This window comes from Streptomyces sp. NPDC033174 (genome assembly GCF_055577795.1).
Genome location: NZ_JBVIPQ010000001.1, coordinates 90,683 through 113,982 on the forward strand (window position 1 = coordinate 90,683; position 23,300 = coordinate 113,982).

23 protein-coding genes are annotated in these 23,300 nt (G+C 71.8%); 12 read left to right on the forward strand and 11 right to left on the reverse strand.

The annotated features are described in order from the left end of the window. Nucleotide 1 precedes the first annotated feature (1 nt). The gene (locus ACZ5VC_RS00460) at nt 2-610 is read right to left on the reverse strand and encodes a DUF1349 domain-containing protein (protein WP_469117935.1); all 609 of its coding nucleotides are present in this window, start codon (nt 608-610) and stop codon (nt 2-4) included. A gap of 4 nt (nt 611-614) precedes the next feature. Then, nucleotides 615-2,144 (reverse strand): aldehyde dehydrogenase (NADP(+)), encoded by a 1,530-nt coding sequence (locus ACZ5VC_RS00465; RefSeq protein ID WP_469117936.1) that lies wholly within the window; start codon nt 2,142-2,144, stop codon nt 615-617. 102 nt (nt 2,145-2,246) lie between these two features. Between ACZ5VC_RS00465 and ACZ5VC_RS00470 the strand changes: the two genes are divergently transcribed. Continuing rightward, nucleotides 2,247-3,017, forward strand: coding sequence for an IclR family transcriptional regulator (locus tag ACZ5VC_RS00470; protein WP_468711250.1), 771 nt, complete (start codon nt 2,247-2,249; stop codon nt 3,015-3,017). A gap of 27 nt (nt 3,018-3,044) precedes the next feature. Here the strand turns inward: ACZ5VC_RS00470 and ACZ5VC_RS00475 are convergent, their stop codons facing one another. After that, on the reverse strand, nt 3,045-3,545 hold the full coding sequence (locus tag ACZ5VC_RS00475; RefSeq protein WP_469117937.1) for a cupin domain-containing protein: 501 nt from the start codon (nt 3,543-3,545) through the stop codon (nt 3,045-3,047). A 167-nt stretch (nt 3,546-3,712) separates the two neighbouring features. Here ACZ5VC_RS00475 and ACZ5VC_RS00480 point away from each other — a divergent pair, with 167 nt between their 5' ends. The 5 genes from ACZ5VC_RS00480 to ACZ5VC_RS00500 all read left to right on the forward strand — a co-directional run bounded on the left by ACZ5VC_RS00480 (nt 3,713) and on the right by ACZ5VC_RS00500 (nt 8,670). Continuing rightward, nucleotides 3,713-4,681, forward strand: coding sequence for a hypothetical protein (locus tag ACZ5VC_RS00480; RefSeq protein WP_469117938.1), 969 nt, complete (start codon nt 3,713-3,715; stop codon nt 4,679-4,681). Continuing rightward, nucleotides 4,678-5,919: a sensor histidine kinase gene (locus ACZ5VC_RS00485; RefSeq protein ID WP_469117939.1), complete on the forward strand. Its 1,242-nt coding sequence runs from the start codon at nt 4,678-4,680 to the stop codon at nt 5,917-5,919. Before ACZ5VC_RS00480 ends, ACZ5VC_RS00485 begins: the two co-directional genes overlap by 4 nt. Beyond that, a complete protein-coding gene (locus ACZ5VC_RS00490; protein WP_469117940.1) occupies nt 5,916-6,614 on the forward strand; it encodes a response regulator transcription factor in 699 nt (232 codons plus the stop codon). Before ACZ5VC_RS00485 ends, ACZ5VC_RS00490 begins: the two co-directional genes overlap by 4 nt. 76 nt (nt 6,615-6,690) lie before the next feature. After that, a complete protein-coding gene (locus ACZ5VC_RS00495) occupies nt 6,691-8,142 on the forward strand; it encodes a penicillin-binding transpeptidase domain-containing protein (RefSeq protein ID WP_469117941.1) in 1,452 nt (483 codons plus the stop codon). Between the two features lie 108 nt (nt 8,143-8,250). Further along, nucleotides 8,251-8,670 carry a hypothetical protein gene (locus ACZ5VC_RS00500; RefSeq protein ID WP_469118884.1) on the forward strand — a complete coding sequence of 140 codons (420 nt, stop codon included), beginning with the start codon at nt 8,251-8,253 and terminating at the stop codon, nt 8,668-8,670. Nucleotides 8,671-8,698: 28 nt separating this feature from the next. Here ACZ5VC_RS00500 and ACZ5VC_RS00505 read toward each other — a convergent pair whose 3' ends face one another. Beyond that, entirely contained in the window at nt 8,699-9,844 is a 1,146-nt protein-coding gene (locus tag ACZ5VC_RS00505) for a hypothetical protein (RefSeq protein WP_469117942.1), read from the reverse strand. Continuing rightward, the gene (locus ACZ5VC_RS00510; protein ID WP_469117943.1) at nt 9,841-10,806 is read right to left on the reverse strand and encodes a 5-dehydro-4-deoxyglucarate dehydratase; all 966 of its coding nucleotides are present in this window, start codon (nt 10,804-10,806) and stop codon (nt 9,841-9,843) included. The genes ACZ5VC_RS00505 and ACZ5VC_RS00510 overlap by 4 nt, the downstream gene beginning before the upstream one ends. A 237-nt stretch (nt 10,807-11,043) precedes the next feature. Between ACZ5VC_RS00510 and ACZ5VC_RS00515 the strand changes: the two genes are divergently transcribed. From ACZ5VC_RS00515 to ACZ5VC_RS00525, 3 genes are all read left to right on the forward strand, one after another. Beyond that, a complete protein-coding gene (locus tag ACZ5VC_RS00515; RefSeq protein ID WP_469117944.1) occupies nt 11,044-11,853 on the forward strand; it encodes an NAD-dependent epimerase/dehydratase family protein in 810 nt (269 codons plus the stop codon). An 83-nt stretch (nt 11,854-11,936) separates the two neighbouring features. Next, entirely contained in the window at nt 11,937-12,164 is a 228-nt protein-coding gene (locus ACZ5VC_RS00520) for a hypothetical protein (protein WP_469117945.1), read from the forward strand. Between the two features lie 134 nt (nt 12,165-12,298). Continuing rightward, a complete protein-coding gene (locus tag ACZ5VC_RS00525) occupies nt 12,299-13,489 on the forward strand; it encodes a TerD family protein (RefSeq protein WP_469118885.1) in 1,191 nt (396 codons plus the stop codon). A gap of 100 nt (nt 13,490-13,589) precedes the next feature. On the opposite strand, the gene ACZ5VC_RS00530 is transcribed toward ACZ5VC_RS00525, so the two are convergent. The 3 genes from ACZ5VC_RS00530 to ACZ5VC_RS00540 all read right to left on the reverse strand — a co-directional run bounded on the left by ACZ5VC_RS00530 (nt 13,590) and on the right by ACZ5VC_RS00540 (nt 17,411). Continuing rightward, nucleotides 13,590-13,811 carry a hypothetical protein gene (locus tag ACZ5VC_RS00530; protein WP_468711237.1) on the reverse strand — a complete coding sequence of 74 codons (222 nt, stop codon included), beginning with the start codon at nt 13,809-13,811 and terminating at the stop codon, nt 13,590-13,592. A 75-nt stretch (nt 13,812-13,886) separates the two neighbouring features. Beyond that, nucleotides 13,887-15,464, reverse strand: a complete 1,578-nt coding sequence (locus tag ACZ5VC_RS00535) for a TROVE domain-containing protein (protein WP_469117946.1) — start codon at nt 15,462-15,464, stop codon at nt 13,887-13,889. A gap of 489 nt (nt 15,465-15,953) precedes the next feature. Then, complete coding sequence (locus ACZ5VC_RS00540) at nt 15,954-17,411, reverse strand: hypothetical protein (protein ID WP_469117947.1); 1,458 nt, start codon at nt 17,409-17,411, stop codon at nt 15,954-15,956. Between the two features lie 201 nt (nt 17,412-17,612). Here ACZ5VC_RS00540 and ACZ5VC_RS00545 point away from each other — a divergent pair, with 201 nt between their 5' ends. Continuing rightward, nucleotides 17,613-19,451 (forward strand): endonuclease/exonuclease/phosphatase family protein, encoded by a 1,839-nt coding sequence (locus ACZ5VC_RS00545; RefSeq protein WP_469117948.1) that lies wholly within the window; start codon nt 17,613-17,615, stop codon nt 19,449-19,451. A 31-nt stretch (nt 19,452-19,482) separates the two neighbouring features. On the opposite strand, the gene ACZ5VC_RS00550 is transcribed toward ACZ5VC_RS00545, so the two are convergent. Next, entirely contained in the window at nt 19,483-20,217 is a 735-nt protein-coding gene (locus ACZ5VC_RS00550) for an antibiotic biosynthesis monooxygenase (protein WP_469117949.1), read from the reverse strand. Between the two features lie 105 nt (nt 20,218-20,322). Between ACZ5VC_RS00550 and ACZ5VC_RS00555 the strand changes: the two genes are divergently transcribed. Both ACZ5VC_RS00555 and dapA read left to right on the forward strand, forming a co-directional pair. Further along, a complete protein-coding gene (locus ACZ5VC_RS00555) occupies nt 20,323-20,766 on the forward strand; it encodes a GNAT family N-acetyltransferase (protein ID WP_469117950.1) in 444 nt (147 codons plus the stop codon). A gap of 178 nt (nt 20,767-20,944) precedes the next feature. Further along, nucleotides 20,945-21,820: a 4-hydroxy-tetrahydrodipicolinate synthase gene (dapA, locus tag ACZ5VC_RS00560; RefSeq protein WP_469117951.1), complete on the forward strand. Its 876-nt coding sequence runs from the start codon at nt 20,945-20,947 to the stop codon at nt 21,818-21,820. Between the two features lie 10 nt (nt 21,821-21,830). Here the strand turns inward: dapA and ACZ5VC_RS00565 are convergent, their stop codons facing one another. After that, on the reverse strand, nt 21,831-22,040 hold the full coding sequence (locus tag ACZ5VC_RS00565; protein WP_469117952.1) for a hypothetical protein: 210 nt from the start codon (nt 22,038-22,040) through the stop codon (nt 21,831-21,833). A 65-nt stretch (nt 22,041-22,105) separates the two neighbouring features. Next, the gene (gene dapD / locus ACZ5VC_RS00570; RefSeq protein WP_469117953.1) at nt 22,106-23,095 is read right to left on the reverse strand and encodes a 2,3,4,5-tetrahydropyridine-2,6-dicarboxylate N-succinyltransferase; all 990 of its coding nucleotides are present in this window, start codon (nt 23,093-23,095) and stop codon (nt 22,106-22,108) included. Nucleotides 23,096-23,300 lie beyond the last annotated feature (205 nt).

A 23,300-nucleotide genomic window follows, 5' to 3' on the forward strand; every position in this document is an offset into this window, starting at 1 on the left:
GCTACGAGCCGTCCCTGAGCGCCCGCGGCCACTGCGGACGGAACTCGATCCCGTCGAACGAGACCACGCACCCCTCGCCCACCGGCGACTGGGCCATGAAGCCCACCAGCGCCGCCGCCGCCTGCTCCTTGGTACCGAGCGCGAAGATCCGTACGAAGGTCCAGTGTTCGCCGTCCGTGGAGGCGTGGAAGGCGAACGCGCCGCCGGTGCGGCTGACCCGCAGCCAGACGCTGTCGCCGTCCACGACGAAGGAGTTGGCGTCGTCGGACTGGCCGCGGGTGACGACCGTGCAGACGGTGGGCCTGTCCGGGGAGAGCTCCAGGCAGAGCTTGGCCCACTCCCGATCGGCGACATGGACGTACAGCGCGCCCGCGTCGAAGGCGGCGGCGAAGCTCACCTTGACGCGGGCGATCAGTTGGAAGTCGCCCTCGGGCGCGCCGACCAGCCGCGGCGCGTCGGACGCCGGGTCCAGGGCGTCGCCGGTGGGCGGTACGAAGCGGTCCTGGCGGGCGCCCGCCCAGCCGCTCAGCACGCCCTGCTCGTACGACCAGTCGGCATCGGGGCCGTAGGCCCGCAGGGGGAAGGGCAGTTCGGGAAGAGCCAGGTCCATGCGGTCAGTGTTCCAGGCGTCCGTCCACCCGGCGCGGGAGCCCCAGCGGATTGTCGTCGCGCAGCTCCGGCGGGAGCAGCGGTTCGGGCGTCGACTGGTAGGAGACCGGGCGCAGCCAGCGCTCGATCGCGGTGCCGCCGACCGAGGTCGAGGTGGAGGTGGTGGCCGGGTAGGGGCCGCCGTGGTGCTGGGCGGGGGCGACCGCGACGCCGGTGGGCCAGCCGTTGACGAGGACGCGGCCGGCGAGGGGGGTGAGCTCGGCCAGGATCTCGGCGCCGCGGCCCTTGCCCGCCGCCTCGTCGGCGGAGAGATGCACGGTCGCGGAGAGGTTTCCGGGGAGCCGGGACAGTACGGCGCTGACCTCGGCGTCGTCGGTGTAGCGGGCGACGACGGTGACCGGGCCGAAGCACTCCTCCAGGAGCAGGTCGTGGGCGCTCTCCTCGGTGAGGCGCTGCGCGGGGACGGTCAGATAGCCCGCGCTGACCGTGTGGCTGCTGCCGGCTCCCGGGGTCACGGGGGCGTGGACGTCGGGGAGCCCGGCGCGCTCGGCGACGCCCGTGAGGAAGTTGTCGCGCATCCGGTGGTCGAGGAGGACCCCCGCGGCGGTGTCGCTGACTGCGTCCGTGAGGGCGTCGAGGAGGCGGTCGCCGGCCGCGCCGGCGGGGGCCAGGACCAGGCCGGGCTTCACACAGAACTGGCCGACGCCGAGCGTCATGGAGCCCGCGAGCCCGGCGCCGATCTGCTCGGCGCGCTCCTCGGCCGCCGCTTCGGTGATCACGACCGGGTTGAGGGAGCCCAGTTCGCCGTGGAAGGGGATCGGTACGGGGCGGGCGGCAGCCGCGTCGAAGAGGGCGCGTCCCCCGCGGATCGAGCCGGTGAATCCGGCGGCAGCGACCAGCGGGTGCTGGATCAGCCCGACGCCCGCGTCGAAGCCGTGGACCAGGCCGATGACGGTCTCGGGGATGCCGTGCACCGAGGCGGCCCTGCGCAGGACGGCGGCAACCAGTTCGGAGGTGGCGGGGTGGTCGGGGTGGGCCTTGACCACGACGGGGCAGCCGGCCGCCAGCGCGCTGGCGGTGTCCCCGCCCGGTACGGAAAAGGCGAAGGGGAAGTTCGAGGCGGCGTACACGGCGACGACGCCGAGCGGGACGCGGTAGCGGCGCAGGTCGGGGACGGGCGGCGTGGCGGTGTCGTCGGGGTGGTCGATGATCACCCCGAGGAAGGCGCCCTCGTCGACGATGTCCGCGAAGGCACGCAACTGGTAGCAGGTACGGGCGAGTTCGCCACGGAGCCGGACGGGGCCGAGCGCCGTCTCCGCGTCGGCCGCCTCGATGAGGGGTTCGTGCGCGCCTTGAAGGAGTTCGGCGGCCGTGCGCAGGAAGGCGGAACGGGTCGCGCGCTCGGCGAGCGCGGGGCGGGCGGCGTGCGCGGCGCGGACGGCCTGGTCGACCTCCTCGGCTGTGGCCTCCACCGCAACCTGCTCGCGCGGCTTCCCGGTTCGGGGGTCCACACTCCACACTGGTTCTGCTGCCACCGCGATGCCCCTTGTTCGCTATTCTGAACATAGTTCCTGTAGGTGAATGCACCGGGGACTCTATTAACGGGCGCACTTGGTTAACAAGAGGGGCGAGGGCGAATGTCGACTGCCGATTCCGGTGGGGCGCAGGTCAAGTCCGCTGTACGCACGGTGGAACTGCTCGAGTACTTCGCCGGCCGGCCCGGTATGCACTCCCTCGCCGCCGTCCAGGAGGCCGTCGGCTACCCCAAGTCCAGCCTGTACATGCTGTTGCGGACGCTCGTGGAGCTCGGCTGGGTGGAGACCGACGCGACGGGAACCCGGTACGGCATCGGTGTGCGGGCCCTGCTGGTGGGCACCTCGTACATCGACGGGGACGAGGTGGTGGCCGCCGCCCGCCCGACCCTCGACCGGCTCTCCGACGACACCACCGAGACGATCCACCTGGCGCGGCTCGACGGAACCAACGTCGTCTATCTCGCCACCCGGCAGTCGCAGCACTATCTGCGGCCGTTCACCCGGGTCGGGCGCCGGCTTCCCGCGCACTCCACCTCGCTCGGCAAGGCGCTGCTCGCCACCCACAGCGACGAGCAGGTCCGCAAGATGCTCCCCGAGTCGCTGCCCGCGCTGACCGAGCACACCATCACGGACCGCGAGACGCTCATCGAGGAGCTGCACGTCATCCGTGAGCAGGGATACGCCGTGGACCGCGAGGAGAACACGCTGGGGCTGCGCTGCTTCGGCATCGCCATCCCGTACCGCACCCCGGCGCGCGACGCGATCAGCTGCTCGGTTCCGGTCGCACGGCTCACCCCGGGCCATGAGCAGATGATCAAGGACGCACTCTTCGACGCGCGTGACCGGCTGACGCTGGCGACGCGCCGGCTCTGAGGCCGCGCGGCAAGGACCCGGAAGGGGTCAGGAGCGCGCGGCGAGCGCCTCGTTCCAGACGGGGCTGTCGACATAGTGGTTGTCGTAGAGCTCGGAGGAGTCCTTGATCTCCTGGAAGCTCGCCTCGCCGCGCATCACCCGTCCCAGCAGACGCAGATAGTCGAAGCGGGCCATGCCCGGGGTGAAGACGAACAGCACATCGGCCTCGGCGCCGGGAGCCGCGGCGAAGGCGTGCGGGGTGTGCGGCGGCACGAGCAGGAAGTCGCCCTGCTCCAGGACGGTCAGCTCCTCGCCCAGCAGGACCTGGAGCGAGCCGCCGAGCACGAAGAACATCTCCGACGCCTTGGTGTGGAAGTGCGCGGGCGCTCCGACCGCGCCCTTGGCGAAGGACGATCGGTAGCTGGTGAGCGTGCCGCCGGTGGTGTCCGAGTCGGCGAGAAGGGTCATCACGCTGCTCGGGTCGCTGGTCGTCTCGGCGTCGGCGGCGCGGGTCAGGACGGGGGCGAAGGTCTGCGTCTCGGTGATCATGAGTACGACTCTACCGACTCATGTGACCTGCTGTGGGGTGCATTTGAGCACCGGAATGACCGGTCAATTCATCGATGGCGCCGCCGCGGCGGTCTCCGCCGTTCGGGGGAGACGGTTCATCGCCGAGCAGGAGGTGGCGGGACCTTCGCGGCGGGAGCGTAGGGGGCATGACATCAACCTCTCTCTCCGCTCACCGTCTCGGCTCCGGCCGCCGGGCGCTGCGCGCTCTCGCCGTCGCCGCCTGCGTCCCGTACGTCTCCCTCAAGATCGCCTGGGTCGCCGGCAGCGAGATCGGCATTCCGGCCGGCAGTGTGCTGCTGGAGCACCGGGGGCTGATGGCCGCGGCCAACAGCGTCACGATCCTGATGGACGTCGCCGTCGTCGTCCTCGCGCTGCTGCTCACCCAGCCGTGGGGGCTCCGGGTGAAGACCTGGCTGCTGGTCCTTCCGATGTGGGTGGCGACCGGCCTGCTCGCCCCGATCATGGTCGGCTTCCCGCTCCAGCTGATCGCCTCGCTGTTCACCGGCGGCGGGGAGAAGGCGGCCGGGTCCGAGCCGTTCCTGGAGGACTGGGTCTTCGGCGTCGTCTACACCGGTTTCATCCTGCAGGGCATCACGCTCGGCACCCTCTTCGCCCTCTACGCCCGTGAGCGCTGGGGCCATGTGTGGCAGGGCACGCTCTGGGAACTTCCGGCCGGTTTCCCGGGGCGCGGTGTGCGCGTCGCGGCGGGAGTGGCGTCCGTACTGGCCCTGGTGCCGTTCGCCCTGCGGCTGATGTGGGCCACCGGGTCGGAGCGCGGTCTCTCTCCGGACCGGGTCGCCGAGCACCCGTCCGGCTTCTCCGTACTGGAGGCCGCGCAGGCCGCCTTCCTGGTCGTCGCGGTGGCGGGCGTACTGGCCCTGGTCTTCCGGCTCCGCCCGTCGCTGGATGTCAGGACGGCGCTGACCGCGGCCTGGATCGGCTCCGGCGGGGTCGGCTGCTGGGGCGGCTGGATGGTGCTGGCCACACTGATGCCGCAGACGGATGCCGGAAAGGAGCCCACGGCCCTGATGGTCACGGCCTACGCTGGCGAAATGATCACTGGATTGCTGCTGGCCGGCTGCGTGGCGGTCTTCCTGCGGCGGCGCGCCGCGTGAGGTGGGCGCGTGCGCTCTTCGGCCGCCGGGCCCGGCTGCGCTGGATCCACCTCATCCTGGGCGGAGCTCTGCTCATGCCGTACTGGCTCGTCGGGACAGTGATCATCGGGCCGTTCACGGATGGACAGAGCATGTTCTCCGCCTCCCTGACCGTGCAGTTCGGGGCGTATGCGATCGCGCTGCCCCTGGCGGCGGTCACCGCGCTCTTCCCGTTGACCCGGCCGATGTCGGTGGCGGCCGCGCGGACGCTGTGCGGGGTGCCGGCGGACCGGTTCGCGGAGGGCCCGGCGGGCAGCCGCGCCGCCCGGGCGAGAACGGCGGGCTGGTACACGCTCCATGTGGGGCTCGGCGGTCTGATCAGCGGTGCGTCCCTGGCGCTGCCGCCGTTCGCGGTGAGCCTGATGGTGCTGCCGTTCTCCGCCTCCCTGCGTGATTCGAGGATGAGTGACTACTGGTCCGTGAACCGGGACTGGGTGGTGTACGCGGGGCTGCCGGCCGGACTGCTGATGCTGGTGGCCCTCGCAGCGGCGGCCGCCGGGGCGGGCTCGCTGCTGGCCCGCCAGGCGCCCCGGCTGCTCGGGCCGACGCCCGCCGACCGGCTGGCGGCGGCCGAGCGCCGCGCCGCCGAACTCGCCGTACGCAACCGGCTCGCACGGGAGCTGCACGACTCGGTGGGCCATGCGCTGAGCGCGGTCACCCTGCAGGCGAGCGCGGCGCGCAGGGTGCTGGACAGCGATGTGGACTTCGTGCGGGAGGCGCTGGCGGCGATCGAGGAGACGACGCGGCGCACGGTCGGCGAACTGGACTCCGTGCTGGGGCTGTTGCGGCAGGGCGAGGACGACGGCGAGCTGCCGGGGCCGGGACTCGAAGCGCTGGACGGCCTGCTGACCGGGGTCGGCCCGAAGGTGTCGCTGGACGTCACCGGGGACCTGGACCGGCTGCCGGAGCCGGTGTCGCGCGAGGCGTACCGGATCGTCCAGGAAGGCCTGACCAACGCGGCCCGGTACGCCGGGAGCGAGCCGCTGACCGCGCAGATGGCGGTCCACGACGGGGAGTTGGAGATAACGATGGAGAACCCGCTGCCGGAGAACGGCCCGGTGGTGCGCCCCGGGGGCGGCCGCGGGCTGCGAGGGATCGGCGAACGGGCCCGGCTGCTCGGCGGCACGTCGCACGCCGGGCCGGTGGACGGGGTGTGGCGGCTCGCGGTCCGGCTCCCCCTGACGGGCGGCCGGCGATGAGCGCGCCCGAAGAGCGGCCGGAGAAGGGCGCGCCGATCCGGGTGGTCCTCGCCGACGACGAGCGGATGGTCCGTACGGCGCTGCGGGTCATTCTGGACGCCGAGCCCGACCTGGAGGTGGTCGGCGAGGCGTCCAGCGGGGCCGAGGCGGTCTCCGTGGTGCGCGCACTGCGGCCCGACGTCGTCCTGATGGATGTGCGGATGCCACAGATCGACGGTATCCGGGCCACCGAACAGATCCTCGGCGCGTCCGGGGAGCCGCCGCGGATCCTGGTGGTCACCACCTTCGAGAACGACTCCTACGTCTTCGAGGCGCTGCGGGTGGGCGCGGCCGGTTTCCTGCTGAAGCGGGCGGCGGCGGAGGACCTGGTCGCGGCGGTCCGGCTGGTGGCCCGCAGCGATTCGCTGCTGTACCCGGCCGCCGTGCGGGATCTGGCGGCCGAGCACGCCCGCCGGCGTCCGGCCGCCCCCGCCTGGCTGTCCAGGCTCACCGAGCGGGAGGCCGACGTCCTGCGGCTGATGGTGACGGGCCTGACGAACGCGGAGATCGCCGACCGGCTCGAGGTCGGACCGGCGACGGTGAAGACCCATGTGGCGGCCGTCCTGGCGAAGACCGGGGCGAGGGACCGCACGCAGGCGGTGATCGTGGCGTACGAGTCGGGGTTCGTCAGCCCGCGCGGGACGGCATCCCGCTGACCGGCCAGGATGAGGATTCCCTGAGAAACCCGGAGAAACGGAACGCCGCCCTCCTGCCCTTTCGTCCTCCTGTGGGATGAACAAGACGATCAGGCACGCCTCGGTCTTCTCGCTGCTCCTGGTCCTCGCCCTGCTGGTGCGGGTGACCTGGGTTCAGGCGTACGAAGCCACGGCTCTCGCGGACGACAAGCACAACCGGCGGAACGTCATCGCGCAGTACGCGCAGCCGCTCGGGGACATCATCGTGGCCGGCGCTCCGGTCACCGGCTCGACGAGGACGGAGGGCAACGACCTCGCGTACAAGCGCACCTACACCGACGGCCCGCTGTACGCGGCCGTCACCGGCTTCAGCTCCCAGGCGTTCGGCGCCACGCAGCTGGAGGGCATCTACTCCGGGGTCCTCGACGGCACCGACACGCGCCTGAAGAACCCGCTGGACGCGCTCACCGGCGAGCGGCAGCAGCCCGGTGACGTGCTCACCACCATCGACCCGGCCGTGCAGAAGGCCGGGTACAAGGCGCTGGGAGACACCAAGGGCGCGGCCGTCGCCGTCGACCCGGGGACCGGGAAGATCCTCGGCATGGTCAGCACCCCCTCGTACGACCCCTCGACGATCGCCTCGGCGACGGACGGCGCGGCCTGGAAGAAGCTCACCTCCGACGAGGACAAGCCCCTGGTGAACCGGGCGCTGCGCCAGCCCCTGCCACCCGGCTCGACGTTCAAGCTGGTCGTGGCGGCGGCCGCGCTGGAGGACGGGCTCTACGGGTCGGTGGACACCGCGACCGACAGCCCGGACCCCTACACCCTGCCCGGCACGCGCACGGTGCTGGAGAACGAGAACCGGTCCGCTCCCTGCGAGAACGCCACGATCCGCACCGCGCTGCGGTACTCCTGCAACAACGTCTTCGCCAAGATGGCCGTGGACCTGGGGCAGGACAAGGTGCGAGCCATGGCGGAGAAGTTCGGGTTCAACGAGGACGCACGCGATGTCCCCGTGCGCGCCTACGCCAGTGTGTATCCGTCGGGGATGGACAAGGCGCAGACGGCGCTGACCGGCATCGGGCAGTTCGATGTGACGGCCACGCCGCTCCAGATGGCCATGGTGTCGGCGGCCCTCGCCCACGACGGGGTGATGGCGGCGCCCCACATGGTGTCCAGGGTCGTGGACGCCGACGGCAACACCCTTCAGTCGTACGGGGACGGCGACGGCGCGCGGCGCGTCGTGTCCTCCGGCACCGCGGAGCAGCTGCGCAGCGCGATGGTGACCGTGGTCGACCAGGGCACCGGCACCAACGCCAAGGTGGCGGGCGCGGAGGTGGGCGGCAAGACCGGCACCGCCCAGCACGGCGAGAACAACAGCAAGACGCCGTACGCCTGGTTCACCTCGTACGCGAAGAGCGCCTCGACCGGCAAGGAGGTCGCGGTCGCCGTCCTCGTAGAGGACTCGGGCGCCGCCCGGTCGGAGGTCAGCGGCAACGGCCTGGCCGCTCCGGTCGCCCAGAAGATGATGGCCGCGGCGCTCGGGTAGACCCCGGGTCGCGGGCGGGGCAGGCCGCACGATAGGCAGGGACGCGTCAACGTCCCTCGTTTACGGAGAACTTCAGTGCGGCTGCCCCGCTCCCTGTCCGGCTGGACCATGGCCGTCTTCGGCGTACTCGCCGCGGGCCTCGGTGTCGTGGGGCTGATCGCCCCGGACGTGATGATCGAGTCCATGGGTTTCGACCCCATGTCCGAGTCCCGCCGCGCGGAGGGCGACTACACCCTCGTCTATCTCACCGCTTCCTCGATGGCCGCGCTCAATATGGGTGCGTACTACATCCTGGCCGCGCTGGCGGACTGGAAGGCCTTCTTCCGCTGGACGGTTCCCTTCCGCCTGCTCACCTGCGCGGTCTTCACGGCGGCGGTGCTCAGCGGCCGCGCGCCCGCCGGCTTCCTGGGCGTGGGCGTCTGGGAGGGCGTGGGAGCGGTGCTCACGGGGGCGGCGCTGCGGTACGAGAAGGGGAGCGCCGGCCGCAGGACCGCCGCCGACAGCCGCCGGGGGCCGGCGGAAGGCTAGGGCCCGCCCGATCCCGCGCTCCCTCCCTTCAGCCGAGGGCGGCGAGCGCCGACGCAACCGACGCCAGGTCCGCGTCCGAGGCCAACCCGGCGTGATAGAGGCGCAGTTCGGTGGCGCCCCGCCCGGCGGCGCGCGCGGCGTCGGCGGCGAGGGTGTCCGGGCTGCCGCCCATGCCGCGTACGACGGGGAAGTTGGCGGCGAGGACGTTCGAGGGGGAGGCGTGCGCGGCGAAGGGGGCGAGGAGGCCCGCCCCGCCCGCGCAGGGCACCACGACACCGTCGGCGACGCGCAGGATGTGTTCCGGGTCCACGCCGGCGTTGGCGCCGCAGTGATGGGGCGCCGGGTCGGCGTGGAGGAGCACCTGGAATCCGGGGGGCGCGGCCGCCCGTACCGCCGCGATTGCCTCGTCCTGGAGGGTCCGTGCCACCCGGGCCCGGAACCCCAGCGTGGCGGCCAGGAGCGCGCCGCTCTCACCCGCGCAGGGTCCGCCGCGCCAGACCGGCTCCAGCGCGGCGCGTACCGACGCGCTCAGTTCGCCGGCGTCCAGGTCCGTCTCGGCGTATCCGCGCACGCACTGCGCACAGAAGCAGAGCGACATCAGATACTGCGCGGTGTCGTCGAGTGCGACTCCCGCGGTCTTGTCGTGGGCGTGCAGATGCGCCATGCCGTACCAGCCGCAGGACTCCAGCTCGGTGCCGCGCGCCCCGGGGCGTACCGCCGCCTCCGCCGCGAGGTCCACGAGCAGGGTGCGGACCTCGGGCCGGGCGACGCAGGGCGCCCAGGGGTAGCGGTCGCCGTAGGCGTTCACCACCGAGGTCTCCGGGTGTTCGGCGCCCAGGCGGGAGTTGTGCGCGAGGACGACCCAGGTGTGCACGTCGAGCCCGGCGCGCTCCAGGGCTTCGGCGGCCTCTCCGTACGTGTCGCCGGGCGCCCAGGCCCCCGCCGCGTTCGGCCGCAGTGCGCGGCCCGCCCAGCGCGCCGGGTCCGGCTCGTACAGCACGGCGGCGTGTTCGGCGGTGACGACGCGGTGGCGGGGATGGCGGGGGGTCAGCGCGCGGGTGGAGTGGTAGGCAGAGGCGAGGGTGGCCTGCTGGACGCCGAGGTCCGCGATACGGGCCGGCGCGTCGGGGTCACCGACGACGTCCCACGGATAGACGAAGGCGGACGCCCTCACGCGCCCTCCCGCAGCAGGGCTCGGCCGCGCTCGATGATCTCGCCGAGCTCCTTGAGATGGGCGGGGGCGGGTTCGCTCAGCGGCGGGCGGACGCCGCCGACGTCGAGGCCACCCGTCCGTACGGCCGCCTTGACGAGGGAGACGGCGTAGCCGTGGCCCTTGGCCCGCAATTCGACGAGCGGACGGTAGAAGCCGTCGATGAGCCGGTTCACGGTGGCGTCGTCGCCGCTGTCGAGCGCGGTGTGGAAGGCGAGGGCGATGTCGGGGGCGAAGCAGAAGACGGCCGACGAGTAGAGGGTGACACCGATGCCCCGGTAGGCGGGGCCGGTGAGTTCGGCTGTCGGCAGGCCGTTGAAGTACAGCAGGCCGAGGCCCTCCGTGCGGACCGCGCTGACGATGCGCTGCATCAGATCGAGGTCGCCGTGGCCGTCCTTGAGGCCGATGACGCCCTCGGTGCGGGCCAGGGCGACGACGGTCTCGGGGGTGAGGATCGCGTTGTCGCGCTGGTAGACGATCACATCGAGCGAGGTGGCCGCGGCGAGATCGGTGTAGTGGCGCAGCAGCCCCTGCTGGTCGGCGAAGACGAGGTAGGGCGGCATGGCGAGGAGGCCGTCCGCGCCGGCTTCCTCGGCGAGCTTCGCGAACTGGACGGCGAGCGCGGTGCCGTAGCCGGCTCCGGCCACCACGGGCACCTGGCCGGCGGCCTCCTCGACGGCGGCGGCGACGCAGGCGCGGAACTCCTCGGGGGTCAGGGCGTGGAACTCCCCCGTGCCACAGCAGGCGAAGACCGCGGCGGCCCCGGCGTCGATTCCGGAACGGACATGCGCGCGGAAGGTGCCGAGGTCGAGCCCGCCGTCCGGTCCGAACGGGGTGACGGGGAAGAACAGCAGGCCGCCGAGCCGGCCGGCGAGCGGGGCCGGGGCGGCGGGCGCGGCCACGGGCGAAGACACGGGCGAGGTCACGGGCGCTCCCTGGGCAGACTGTCGTGCACAATTCTGATCGACGTCCATATTTCTGAACACCGCCACGCTAGGACAGCGCCCGTGCGCCGGTCAAGGCGGAAAACCGCGCCTCTGGACCGGAGTTGACCCGGGACGCGGAGGCTTGACGACGCTCGGACGCACTCTCTAGCGTGTCCCTGCGTTTCCATGGATGTGAACTACAGTCATTCATATGAGCGTTCAAGGAGAGTCCCGCCCATGCCCGCTCCTCGCACCCTCCTGCTCACCGGCGCCGCCGGAGGCCTCGGCACCCTGATGCGCGGACTGCTCCCCGCGTACGGCTACGAGCTCCGCCTCCTCGATGCGCGGCCGGTCGAGGGAGCGCCCGACGCGATCACCGCCGATCTGGCCGACAAGGGGGCGCTGCGCGAGGCGGTCGAGGGCGTGGACGCGATCCTCCATCTGGCGGGAATCTCCCTGGAGTCCACCTTCGAGAAGATCCTGAGCGCCAACGTCCAGGGCACCTACCACCTCTACGAGGCCGCCCGGGAGGAAGGGGTCGGACGGATCGTCTTCGCCTCCAGCAACCACGCCGTCGGCTTCACCCCCCGCCCCCGCGCGGGAGACCCCCTGATCCCGGTGGACACGCCCCGCCGCCCCGACACCTTCTACGGCCTGTCCAAGGGCTTCGGAGAGGACCTCGCGCAGCTGTACTGGGACCGGCACGGTCTGGAGACCGTGTCCGTACGGATCGGCTCCTGCTTTCCCGCGCCCACCTCGGTACGGATGCTCTCCGTCTGGATGAGCCCCGCCGACGGCGCCCGGCTCTTCCACGCCGCGCTCACCGCCGACGGCGTGGGGCACACCGTCGTCTACGGTTCGTCGGCCAACACCCGTCTCTGGTGGGACCTCGCCGGCGCCCGTGCGCTCGGCTACGAACCCCAGGACGACTCGGAGCCGTACGCGCGAGATCTCCTCGCCGAGCAGGGTGAGCTCTCCGACGACAACCCCGACCACGCCCATCTGGGCGGCCACTTCTGCACCCGCCCGCCGCTCTGGCCGCACTGACGTCCGGTGGGCGCGGCGAACGTGCGGCGGGAGAGGCGAATATCCGGGTGACGCGCCCGGTGGGGTGCGACGAGGATTCCGCCATGCCAAGACCTCGTGGATTCACCTTCGAACAGCACGCCGACGGCAGCGTCGACATCACCCACCAGGGACGCGCCGCCGGGACGCTGCGTGGCAGCCGCGCGGAGAAGTTCCTGGCGGAGGTGGGATTCGGTGACGCCCAGCTGGTGATGGCCCGCTGGACGGGCGCGTACAAGCACGGCAACGAGCGGGCCGCCCGGGACCATCCCCGCAACCGCGGCCGCCGGTAGACGGTGCCCCGCGGCCGGACTGCGGCAGTCAGTGGCCGACAGCGGACGGCCGCCGACCGGAGGAACGTTTCGGAAGCTTGGAAAGGTAAGGGAACGGCAAAGCCACCTCGCTCGTTACCCCTGGCATGACCGCAATGACCCCCGGCTCGAACATCCCCCTCGCCGCCACCCGTGTGGCGGTGGACGTCGCCGCCCCGGTGCGGCTCGACGTATCGGGCCTGCTGCTCACCGCCGATGGCAAGGTCCGCTCGGACGACGACTTCATCTTCTACAACCAGCCGGCCGGCCCCGGTGTCACCTACCGCTCCGGTGGCGGCACGGCGCCCGACGCGATCATCGTGGACACGTCCGCCGTGCCGGCCGGGATCGAGAAGATCGTCGTGACGGCCAGCCCGGACGCCGCGGGGCAGACCTTCCAGGGCATCGAGCCCACCGCGACCATCCGCGACGCCGACAGCGGGAACGCGCTGGCGACCTTCACCCCGCCGAGGCTCGGCGCCGAGACCGCCCTGGTCGTCGTCGAGATCTATCTGCGCGGCGGTGCCTGGAAGGCGCGTGCCGTCGGCCAGGGGTATGCCAACGGGCTGGCCGGCATCGCCACGGACTTCGGCGTCTCGGTCGACGAGGAGCCCGCCGCCGCCCCGGCGCCCGCCCCCGCGCATGTCGACCCGAGGACGACCGCACCCCAGGCCCCGCCCGTCCCCTCCGCGCCGCCCGCCGCCCCGGCACCCGCGCCCGCCGGCAGCGGCAAGATCAACCTCGACAAGGGCAGGGTCAGCCTCCAGAAGAACCAGACCGTCTCCCTGGTCAAGGGCGGCCGGCCGCTGCTGTCCCAGGTCAAGATGGGTCTGGGCTGGGAGCCCGCCTATCGCGGCAAGGACATCGACCTCGACGCCTCCGTCATCGCGTACGGCCCCCAGCGCAACCACCTGGACAGCTGCTACTTCGGCAAGCTGTCCATCCTGGGCGGGTCCGTGAAGCACTCCGGCGACAACCTCACCGGCGAGGGCGCGGGGGACGACGAGGTGATCGTGGTCGACCTCGGAAGGCTGCCGGCCGACGCGACCGGTCTGGTCTTCACGGTCAATTCCTTCTCGGGACAGAAGTTCACCGAGGTCGCCAAGGCCTACTGCCGGCTCATCGACGCGGCGACCGGTGAGGAGCTGGTCCGCTTCGATCTCACCACCGCCGAGCCGCAGACCGGGGTGATGATGGCGAAGCTGATCAAGCAGTTCTCCGGCGAGTGGGAGATGACGGCCATCGGCGAGTTCGTGAAGTCCCGGACGGTCCGGGGCATGGTGAAGCCCGCCGCCCAGATCCTCTGAGAAGCGGCAGGTCAGAGCCGCGCGGACGCGGAAGATCCGCCCCGGTGCAGCGCGCCGGGGCGGTTCGTCCCGGGCGCGGACACCAGGGTCGCGCGCCCGCTCAGAGCTTGTTCATGCGGGAGTACGGGCTGAGGATGCGGGTCCGGCTGGAGCCGAAGTCGACCAGCATGGCGACCCCGTCCTCGACACCGATGACCTTTCCGAGGCCGTACTGGTCGTGCGAGACGCGGTCTCCCAGGGCGAACGCCTTGATGAGGGGGTCGACCGGGGCTTGGAAGGGGCTCGTGGGCAGGTGGCGCCGGGGCGCGGGTCGCTTCGTCATTGTGATTAAGTATGCGCCCTCCTGAGCCCCGGAGGACCAGATCGCGACGGCACAGATGCGAACATGTGTCCTTCGTCAGCTCCAGGGCCAGTCCGCGTTCCGCCCCGCCTCCAGCAGCGGCACCATCCGGAAGGCGGCGTCACTCAGGCCTCCGAAGGTGTGACGGTTGCCGCTTCCCGAGGGGGCGTGGCCCACCCGGTAGCCGGCCAGATTCCAGGTGTAGACCGGGATGTGGTCCGGCACCTGCGCGGTCGGGTCGCCGTAGTGGCTGTACGACGCCTGCTCGTCGGTGACGATCAGCACCCTGTCGTGGCGCTTGTAGTGCTTGCGCACGGCCTCGGTGGTGTTGGTGCCGCCGAGCTCGCCGAAGCGGCCCAGCACCTTCAGTACGGATTCGCCCGCGCGGTACTTCACCCGGGCGCTGGAGGTGCCGAACTCGACCAGATCGGCGTCGGCGGCCCGCATCGCCACGGAAGCGCCGAAAATGGCCGCCGCGTCCGCCCGGTTCAGCTCGGAGCGGTCCGAGAGCCGCGACCACATCGAACCCGACCGGTCGACCAGGACCAGGGTGCGGCCGGGCAGCGCCGGAACGTTCGCCAGCGAGTGGCCGAGGGCCTTCTCCAGCGGGTACGACCAGCGCAGCGAGGGCGCGTGCTGGAACGCGGCCAGGTAGCGGAAGGGGAACTGCCGCGATGCCGCGACCACCTCGGGATCCGAGATCTTCGCCGCCACCCGGGCCGCGACCTCGTCCGAGACTCCGGCCTGGTCGAAGTTGCGCAGATTGCGGACGAGCGCCATGGCACCCATGGACGGGATGACGGCCTCCCAGGCCGCCGCGTCCATCGGCCCCTGGAGCCAGCCCGCCAGGGCCTCCCAGGTCATCCCCGCGTCGGCCAGCCGGCGTGCGCCGTCGGGCGCGGTGAGCACCGCGCGGCGCTCGCCGACCGGGAGCGCCATCAGGGCCCGGTGCGCGGTCAGCGTCCGGTCGGAGGCCGGCGGCACGGCGGTCTCGGGGTTGTGCCGGCGGTCCAGCGCGTACCGGAACAGCTCGCCCTGCCATGCCTTCTCGGGGTCGGGCGAGGCGTGCACCAGATTGAGGATGTCGCCGAAGCGGTAGCCCTTGGAGGCGGTGTCGTACTTGAGCAGGGACCGGCCGTGGTAGAGGCGCCGGACGGCGTCGGCGATCCCGCGCTTGACGGGCTTGGGGACGGCGCGCCCATAGGTCGAGGTCCAGTAGCCGAGCAGCTCACCCGGTTCGTCCGCGCGCAGCAGGACGGAGGCGACGACCTGGCGGTTGGAGGGGCCGTTCTCGGCGCCCGCGTCCAGACGCGCCTTCACGTACTCGGCGGCGCCGACGAGCGACGCGGTCCGCAGATGGCCGTCCCGGCGCAGCCAGCCGAGCAGGCCGGCGGTCCACTCGGGGTCCTCGACGGCGAGGGTGCGCACGAGCGCGGCGAAGCGGTCGTCGCGCTTCTCGCCGCTCTCGTAGAAGGTGTCCTGGGAGACGAGATTGGCGACGGCGAGCAGGAACAGCTCGGACCTGGCGTCGCGCAGTACACCGGTGCCGCCCTGATGGGTACGGGCGGTGGCGCCGGTGGAGGTCACGGGCGAGGTGGGACGGGCCTTGGTGGTACGGGTGTTGAAGCGTGCCATGAGAATTCCCCCGAATTCGAGAACGCGAGGGGAGACACAGCGACGGGGGTGCCCGAGTTCAGGGTCGGCGACGGTCCATATAACTGCTGCTCTGCCACTTGAGCTACACGTCCCGAAGACGTGACGGGACTTGAACCCGCAACCGGCTGTTCCCCATGAAGTATCCGTTGCCTGCGCACCGGGCACCCACGACGCATGCTGTGCCTCCCGAGATCAAAGGTGGCGGCGGCGTGATTTCGTTGGAGTGAAGTAGCCGCTGCCGGCGCACCGGGAGGTGCGTGACGTTGTGGTGTCCAGAGTTCAAGGCCGGCGGAACCGACGGTTGGTGCTCTGCCACTGAGCTACACCGGCACGAGTGCCGGCGGCGGGAATCGAACCCGCGGCCTCCCCATTATGAGTGGAAGTAGGTCCTGCCTGTCGCACCTGGACGTGGATCACTGTAGGGGGAGAACCCGGTGGCGTGCCACGGGATTTATCGTGGCGCGCCGGTCAGCCGGCCGCCCGTGAGCGCGCCTTGAACGCCGCCTTACGGGCCTCCTTGGCCGACTTCTTGTCCCGGTGCAGTCGGCCCATCGCCTCCAGCACCTCCGCGGTCGCCGGGTGCTCCACCCGCCACGCCGCCTCGAAGAAGCCGCTGTGCCGGCCCGTCAGGCCCTCCACCAGGTCCTGGAGCTCCTCCAGGTCGCCGTTCGCGTCGAGCTGGGCCGCGATCGTGTCGACGGCCAGCCAGAAGATCATGGACTCGGGCGGCGCGGGAATGTCCGCCGCGCCCCGCTCGGCGAGCCAGACGCGGGCGAGACCGCCCAGTTCCGGGTCGTCCAGGACCTCGCGGACGGCGGGCTCGGCCTCGCCGCCGACGAGCGTGAGCGCCTGCTGGCAGTGGAGGCGGCGCAGCGGGGAGCCGGCGTCGTCGCCCCGGGCCGCGGCGAGCAGTTCCCGCGCGCCGGCCAGCGGTTCACGGCGGGCCAGCCACTGCTCCGTCTCGGCCCGCGCGGCCGGCTCGGGGTAGTGCGCCACGCCGTCCAGGAGCGCGTCCGCGCTCTTGTCGGCCAGTTCGCCGACCGCCGGCGCGACCACGCCCGCCTCCAGCATCCGGGAGCGGATGCCGTAGAGGCCGAGCGGGGTGAGCCTGACCATCCCGTACCGGGCCACGTCCTCCTCGTCGAGGGCGTCCCCCGACGGGGTGGGCTCCTCACCCTCCTCGGCCATCAGGGCCTCGTCCACCGGCTTGTAGGCGACGAGCCCGATCGGTTCGAGCAGCCGGAACTGGTCGTCGAGGCGCATCATCGCCTCCGACACCTGCTCCAGGACGTCGTCGGTGGGCTCCACCATGTCGTCGGGGATGATCACGGACGCGGCGAGCGCCGGCAGCGGTACCGGGCCCTCGCCCGCGCCGCCCTCGCTGACGGTGAGCAGATAGAGGTTGCCGAGGACGCCCTCCAGGAACTCGGTCTCCGCCTCCGGGTCCCAGTCGAGCCTGTCGAAGTCGATCTCTCCGTCCTCTCCGACGACATCGGCGAGGTCGTCGAAGAGAGGTGCGGTGGCGTCTGCGAAGACCACGTCCAGGCCGTCCAGCCAGAGCGAGAGCACGTCCTGCGGCGCGCCGGTGACGAGGGCGAGGTTCTCCCCCGCGGTCACCGCGCCGGCGCCCGTCCCGTCGTCGCCCCGCGGGTCCTCGACGTCGAGGAGTCCGGTGTCCACGGCCAACCGCCATGCCTCGCTCGCGTACGCCGCGCCCTCCTCGTCCGCCCCGAGGCCCAGCACCTCGGCGGCGAGGGGCAGTTGCTCGTCGACGAGTTCGCCGCCCGCGCCGACCCTGGTCTCCGGCCCGGCCCAGCGGGCGAGGCGGACGGCCCGTGACAGCAGCGGGGTGGCGAGGGCGTCCCGCGCCAGCTCCGCGTCCGAATGCAGCCGTACGGGCGGCAGGGTGGGGCGGTCCGATGCCATCAGGGGTCTCTCCTCGGGGACGTACGTGGTCCAGGCGGCCCCAAGCGTAGACGCAATTGCCCCCATGCCTGCCGGTTCATGAACTCGTCAGCCCCCGTACACCTTTCAACCTCCGGCTGCTCTTGACAACTCCTGGGCTCGCACAAGAGATTGACGCGCGTAGACATCCCCACATCCTCCAAGTACCTCCGGAGTACCTTGATGCGTTCCTCCATACCGAGAACCGCGGCGGTCTCCGCCGTCGTCGCCGCCGCTCTCGCCGCCGGCCTTCTCGCCGGTTCGTCCGCCGCCTCGGCCGACGACGCCGTGGCGACCCGCATCCATGACATCCAGGGCACCACCCGGACCTCCCCGCTGACCGGGCAGACGGTCGCCGATGTCACGGGCGTCGTCACCGGTGTGCGGACGTACGGCTCCCGCGGCTTCTGGTTCCAGGACCCGCAGGGCGACGACAACCCGGCCACCAGCGAGGGCATTTTCGTCTACACCGGCACCGCGCCGACCGTCGCCGTCGGCGACCAGGTCAAGGTCTCCGGCACGGTCGGCGAGTACGTCCCCGGCGGTGTGAACTCCGGCAACCAGTCGCTCACCCAGATCACCAAGCCGACCGTGACCGTGGTCTCCTCCGGCAACCCGGTCCCCGAGGCCGTCACGATCTCCGCGAAGTCGGTCCCCTCCGCGTACGCCCCCGAGGGCGACCCGGCGGCCGGTGGCTCGATCAACGCCCTCCCGCTCCAGCCCGGCGCCTTCGCCCTGGACTACTACGAGTCCCTGGAGGGCACCAACGTCAGGATCGGCTCCTCGCGCGTGGTCGGCGCCACCGACCCGTACTCCGAGCTGTGGGTGACGGTGAAGCCGTACGAGCACGACAACCGGCGCGGCGGCACGGTCTACGGCTCGTACACCTCGCAGAACACCGGCCGGCTCCAGATCCAGTCGCTGACGCCGATCGCGCAGCAGCCCTTCCCGAAGGCGAACGTCGGCGACGTGCTGACGGGCACCACCGAAGGCCCGCTGGACTTCAACCAGTTCGGCGGCTACACCCTCACCGCCCGCACCCTCGGCACGGTCACCGACGGCGGCCTGGAGCGCGAGAAGACCCGCGAGCAGCGCCGCGGCGAGCTCGCGGTGGCCACGTACAACGTGGAGAACCTGGACCCGTCCGACCCGCAGGAGAAGTTCGACGCGCTGGCCAAGGCCGTGGTCGACAACCTCGCGTCGCCGGACATCCTCGCCCTGGAGGAGATCCAGGACGACAACGGCGCCAAGAACGACGGCACGGTCGCGGCCGGCGAGACGGTGCGCAGGTTCACGGCGGCGATCGCCGCGGCCGGCGGCCCCGCGTACGAGTCGCGGTCCATCGACCCGGAGAACAACAAGGACGGCGGCGAGCCCGGCGGCAACATCCGTCAGGTCTTCCTCTTCAACCCGGAGCGGGTGTCGTTCACCGACCGCGCCGGTGGCGACGCGCTGACGGCGACCGGGGTGGTGCGCGGGGAGCGGGGCCGCGCGGCCCTGACCCTCTCCCCCGGCCGGATCGACCCGGCGAACGCGGCGTGGGACAACAGCCGCAAGCCGCTCGGCGGCGAGTTCACCTTCCGCGGCCGCACGGTCTTCGTCATCGCCAACCACTTCGGCTCGAAGGGCGGCGACGAGTCGCTGGTCTCGCACCACCAGCCGCCGAATCGTTCCTCCGAGGCCAAGCGTCTCCAGCAGGCGCAGGCGGTGAACACCTTCGTCAAGGACATCCTGAAGGTGCAGCGCAACGCCGACGTGCTCGTCCTCGGTGACATCAACGACTTCGAGTTCTCGGCGACGGCGAAGGCGCTGACCGACGGCGGCGCGCTCTACCCGGCGGTGAAGTCGCTGCCGCGCAGCGAGCGGTACTCGTACGTCTTCCAGGGCAACAGCCAGGTGCTGGACCAGATCCTGGTCAGCCCGTCGATCGACGACTTCGAGTACGACAGCGTGCACATCAACGCGGAGTTCGCCGAGCAGGACAGCGACCACGACCCGCAGGTGCTGCGCTTCCGGCCGTAGCCCGGCCGGCCGGCACCCGGTTGCGTACCCGCTACACGTCCGCGCTGAGGCTCAGCGCGGGCGTGTAGCGCCGCACGCCGCCGGCAGTCACGCCGGGGTAGTTCCTGACCCTGTCCCACTGCGGCGTCGGTGAACCCACCCCCTCGCCGGGCGCGCCGAGCGCCTCGATGTGGGCCTGCTCGCTCTCCCACTCCGCGTAGTTGAGGACCCTGGTCCCGTCCAGGCTGATGTGGAAGTGGCCGGAGATCCCGCCGGGATGGATCGCCGGGTCCGACTCCAGCGCTTCGAGGACGCCGTCGACCCAGTCCCTCTGCCGGTCCGGGTCCGGCCCGTCGAACTGGACGTCGACGATGACGACACAGCCGGGCGTCCGGGTGTCGTCCTCGTTCAGCGCGCCGCCGCGGTACAGCTCGTACGAGTGGAGGGCGACCCGATCGATGCCGGGTACGGCCGCGTCGATCTCGGCGTTCCGGTCGTCGCGGAAGGTGCGGACGAAGTGCTGGTACGCCTCCTCGCTGCGCCACTGCGAGTAGTGCAGCAGGGTGTCCCCGTCGGAGCCGGTGTGCACGGTGTAGGAGAGCAGTCCGGCGTCCGGCCAGGGCCGGCTCCCCCAGGCCTCGGCGATGGCGTCGACGGCCGCCCGCTGGCGCTCGGCCGTCCCGACCCGCCAGGTGCTGGCCTTGACGACGCCGACGCCGGGGCGGGAGAGGTCGGGGCGGGCGTTCGTTCCCGTGCGGACAGTGGTGCCTGTGGTGCTGGTGGTCATGGCGCTGCCTCCTCCTGCGCCGCACCCCTGCGGTGCGGCCGTGGAACCAGCGTCGAACATCAACCGGACTTGAGGTCAATACCGCACCGTGTGACACTGCGCGCCATGATCCTTCGCCCGGCCGGCCGCGCCGACCTGCCCGCGATCCTGGCCCTTCTCGCCGACGAGGAGCGGATCGTGGACCCGGCGACCGTCGTGGTCGACGAGGCGTACGAGCGGGCCTTCGCGGCGATCCGGAGCGACCCGCGCAACGAGATGCTGGTCCTGGCCGACGGCGACACCGTCGTCGGCTGCCTCCAGGCGACGTACATCCCGGGTCTGGGCAGGGGCGGCGCCGAGCGGGCCCTCATCGAGGCGGTCCGCGTCCGGGCGGACCGGCGCGGCGGCGGCCTCGGTCGCGAGCTGATGGTCCGGGCCGTGGAGCGGGCGCGGGAACGCGGCTGCGCGCTGGTCCAGTTGACGAGCCACAAGCGCCGTGAGGACGCCCACCGCTTCTACGCCTCCCTGGGATTCGCGCGCAACCACGACGGTTTCAAGCTGAGCCTGTGACCACTCGCGGCTCAGTCCGCCGGGGTGGTGTGCTCACACCGGATGGCCGCTGCCGTCGAGGAGGAGCACCTCGCCGGTCATGTACGAGGCGTGGGTGAGGTCACTTCACTCCTGCTTAGCGGTCGTCACAAGCAGAACTAAGTGGACCTTCACGATCGTTGGCGTCGAGACTGCTCGGATGAGCCCTGAGCGACCCTTCGGCCGCGCCCTCTGCGCGATGATCACTCCCTTCACCTCCTCCGGCGACCTGCATCTGGACAGCGCCCGCAAGCACGCCGCACACCTCGTCGCGGAGGGCTGCGACGGACTCGTCCTGAACGGGACCACCGGCGAGTCACCGACGACCACCGACGCCGAGAAGGCCGCGCTGGTACGGGCCGTGCGCGAGGAGGTCGGCGACGGCGTGCACGTCGTCGCGGGCATCGGCACGGCGGACACCCGGCACACGGTCGAGCTGGCCCGGCAGGCCGAGGAGGCGGGCGCGAACGGCCTCCTGGTCGTGACGCCGTACTACAGCCGCCCGCCACAGCCCGCCGTGGAGGCCCACTTCAGGCGGGTGGCGGACGCCTCGGGCATTCCGCTGATGCTGTACGACATCCCCGGCCGCACGGGCACCCGCATCGAGCCGGAGACGATGCTGCGGCTGGCCGGCCACCCCCGGATCGTGGCGGTCAAGGACTGCTCGGGCGACCTGCTGGCGAGCTCGAGGCTGATCGCCCGCACCTCGCTCGCGTACTACTCGGGAAGCGAGGAGGCGAACCTGCCGCTGTACGCCGTCGGGGCCGCCGGCTACGTCAGTACGGTCGCGAACGTCGCGCCACGCCCCATGCGGGCGGTCCTCGACGCCTTCGACGCGGGCGACACCGCGGAGGCGACGCGGCTCAACCAGCGCACGCTGCCGCTCGTCGAGCTGATGATGGCGTCCGGGCTGCCGGGGACGGTGACCGCCAAGGCGCTGCTGAACTGTTTCGTCCGCGAACCGCTGCAGCCCGCCGACCGGGAGACGGTCGACGGGCTGCGGGCCGCTCACGAGGTGCTGACCGGGGCTCGCTGACCCCGGCCGCTCAGCCGGAGACCTGGGTGGCGCCGAGGAGCGTCGCGTGCTCCAGGACGTCCTCGAGCGGGTCGTCGATCTGACCCGTCGACAGCAGCATCACCTGCGGGCCGTTGTGCGAGTCCTGGTGCGTCTCGTCCGCGGCGGCCGCCCCGGCCGGCAGCAGGACCGCCGCCGCCGTGAGCACACCGACGACCACGCGACCGGTTCTCGTCCTCATGCCGTACTCCCCGCCTCGCTGTTCGTGTGACTCCGCGTCGATCTTTCAACGCGGAGTCACTCCGATCAGTTGTGGCTGTGGAGTACCTCGTTCAGTCCACCCCAGACCGCGTTGTTCGGGCGGGCCTCGACGGTGCCGGTCACCGAGTTGCGGCGGAAGAGGATGTTGTTCGCTCCGGAGAGCTCACGGGCCTTGACGATCTGGCCGTCGGGCAGCGTGACGCGCGTACCGGCGGTGACGTACAGGCCGGCCTCGACGACGCACTCGTCGCCGAGCGCGATCCCGACGCCCGCCTCGGCGCCTACCAGGCAGCGCTCACCGATGGTGATACGGACGTTGCCACCACCGGAGAGGGTGCCCATGGTGGACGCGCCGCCGCCGATGTCGGAGCCGTCACCGACGACGACACCGGCGGAGATCCGGCCCTCGACCATCGACGTGCCGAGGGTACCGGCGTTGAAGTTGACGAAGCCCTCGTGCATGACGGTGGTGCCCGAGGCGAGGTGCGCGCCGAGCCGTACGCGGTCGGCGTCGGCGATCCGGACGCCCTTCGGCGCGACGTAGTCGGTCATCCGCGGGAACTTGTCGATGCTGGTCACCTGGAGGTGCAGACCCTCGGCGCGGGCGTTGAGCCGCACCTTCTCGATGTCGTCGACGGCGACCGGACCGAGCGAGGTCCAGGCGACATTGGCGAGCAGCCCGAACAGGCCGTCCAGGCTCACACCGTGCGGCTGCACCAGCCGGTGGGAGAGCAGGTGGAGACGCAGGTAGGCGTCGTGCGCGTCGAGCGGCTTGTCGTCGAGCGACCCGATGACCGTACGCACGGCGACCACCTCGACACCGCGCCGCCCGTCGACCCCGAGCGCCTTGGCGGCGCCCGCGCCCAGCGCGTTCACCGCCTCCTCGGGGGAGAGCCGCCGGCTCCCGGCCGGGCCGGGCTCGGCGGAGAGTTCGGGGGCGGGGAACCAGGTGTCGAGAACGGTACCGTCGCCGGCGATGGTGGCGAGGCCGGCGGCGACGGCGCCGGTGGTGCGTGTAGCAGTCGTGTCGGTCATGAGGGAAACCTAACCGGCGGGGGCGGGCGGGGGCGAACCGGTCTCAGGTGTCGGGCGGGGTCCGGCGGGCTCCCGGTGCCACGCAGGGCCCCGGCGCCGCTCCGGGAGGGGAGGGGGGGGGGGGGGGGACCTCTCTCAAGAGTCAGACCACCAACCAAGATTTTTTGCACCATCCCTCTCCCACAAGGGAACGGGCACTCACAAA